Annotated in this window: 4 protein-coding genes; 2 read left to right on the top strand and 2 right to left on the bottom strand. The window is 55.2% G+C overall.

Annotation, left to right across the window (positions count from 1 at the left end; genetic code table 11):
* Positions 1-189, bottom strand: a 189-nt coding sequence (locus ACRC1E_RS08080; protein WP_438514590.1) for an IS4/Tn5 family transposase DNA-binding protein, incomplete at its 3' end; no start/stop codon positions are given.
* Positions 190-559: 370 nt separating this feature from the next.
* Between ACRC1E_RS08080 and ACRC1E_RS08075 the strand changes: the two genes are divergently transcribed.
* Complete coding sequence (locus ACRC1E_RS08075) at positions 560-874, top strand: helix-turn-helix domain-containing protein (RefSeq protein ID WP_438514589.1); 315 nt, start codon at positions 560-562, stop codon at positions 872-874.
* A 78-nt stretch (positions 875-952) separates the two neighbouring features.
* Entirely contained in the window at positions 953-1171 is a 219-nt protein-coding gene (locus ACRC1E_RS08070; RefSeq protein WP_438514588.1) for a helix-turn-helix transcriptional regulator, read from the top strand.
* 69 nt (positions 1172-1240) lie between these two features.
* Here the strand turns inward: ACRC1E_RS08070 and ACRC1E_RS08065 are convergent.
* A partial coding sequence (locus ACRC1E_RS08065; protein WP_438514587.1) for a site-specific integrase occupies positions 1241-1840 on the bottom strand: 600 nt, incomplete at its 5' end.

Here is a 1840-nt window from a genome sequence, read left to right as displayed (position 1 = left end):
GTCACGCCAGTCCAGCTTGTCTTGGGCCAGGAATCGATACGCTGCCTGTATTTCTGCCCAGCCTCGACAGGCCTGCGGAATACTTGCAGAAGGGTGCTCTGCCAGTCGGTCAGCCAGTTGCACCAAACGCCGGCTCAGCTTCGCATCGCCCAGTTGTGCCCCACCCAATTCCTGCTGTGCCCACATCATCTCGATCTCACCTTTCCGTCAGGTTTGCTACCTTACCGGTTCGGGCAGGAGATGTGTGTAATGAGATGCACTCAACGGGGAAAACACCTGGATAGAAATCCAGACCAGTATGCGGCGAGCGCTGCAGCTTGCTGCGGTTTGCATGCTGAATCTTCACGTCGTCCCCTCCGCGCGTGACCGGTATGTTTACGGCTGATCACCGTAAAACAGGCATTACAAATGCGGACAAGCTGAACCTGTTGCGACATCCCAAAGCCCTCCGAAATACAACGACTCAAAAAAGATAGCAAAAACTACCACATAAGCGTGAACTTATAGTAATCTCTCACGTCATACCCTTACTGCATTTAAGAATCAACGGAACAGCACAATGAAACTATTCGACACGATCAAGAACCCACGTGAAATTCGCCGCAAGATAGGCCAGAACCAGCAGCAGTTCTGGTCCGCCATCGGCGTGACCCAATCCGGCGGCAGCCGCTACGAAAGTGGCCGCAACATGCCCAAGCCGGTACGCGAGCTACTGCGCCTGGTACATATCGAGCAGATCGATCTTGCCAAAGTCAAAAAAGAAGACATCGCCATCGTCGAGTATTTGCATGAAACACATCCCGACCTGTACAAAAGCCTGAGCAAAGCTATCAAGGCCAAGCAGGCAGACGTATCAGCGGCTGCAGCTGCATAACTAGCGTGCTTGAACGGCAGCGGTGGACAGGCTAAAACGCGCAGCTATACGAGGTTTACCTACGGATGGACAACCTCAATGAACGTACCACACCCTACCTCGGCCACTCACCAAGATGCCCTGCACAATGCCCTGCTGACAGCGGAAGACATGCTGTGCGTGCTGCACATTTCACGCCGCACCCTTGATAGCTATCTCGCAGACAACGTCATCCCGCAACCGTTCAAGATCGGCCGGCGTCTGTACTGGCACCGCGAACAAATCGACCGCTGGTTACGTCTGCAAGCCCGCCTTTGATGACCGCTGCACCTGCAAAAATTAAGCCCACCGTTGATCGGTGGGCTTTTTGCTGACTGAAAGAGGTGCTCAGCGTGGTCTGGCTCGCGCGAGCTTGCCGGCCAAGGTACCTGCGCGTAGGTGGGTGTAGCGCATCAACATGCTCAGCGTCTTGTGCCCGGTAATGCTGGCCACTTCCATCACTTCCAGCCCATCTTCGAACAGCTGACTGGTGGCTTCATGCCGCGTGTCGTGAAAGCGCAAATCTTCAATGCCAAGACGGTCGCAAGCACGGCGGAAAGCGCGGGTGATCGAGTCTGGTTCGACATCGAAAATCAGCTCTCCACTACGCGGCAAGGCTTCGAGCAGTTCGACTGCACGCGGTGACAACGGTACCACTCGGGAACTGCCGTTCTTCGACATCCGGATCTTGAGTGCCGGAATCGCAGGCTTGTAATCCTGCCAGCGCAAGGCACACAGCTCACCACGGCGCATGCCGGTTTCTATCGCCAGTTGCAGGATGGCCTGCAAAATTTCGGAGTCGGTTTCATTCAGGATACGTTGCAGCTCATCCCCTTCAAAGCGACGATCGCGTGACTTCCCCACTGCAGGCTTACGGATATCGTCGCACGGATTGGAAAGGCGCTCGTAGCCCCATTCCTTGCGCGCAACGGTATACAGATGGCTCAA

Source organism: Craterilacuibacter sp. (genome assembly GCF_051659485.1).
Classification (GTDB): Bacteria; Pseudomonadota; Gammaproteobacteria; order Burkholderiales; family Chromobacteriaceae; genus Craterilacuibacter.
Note: the sequence above shows the minus strand (reverse complement) of the source record. Positions and strands in the feature narration are given on the sequence as shown.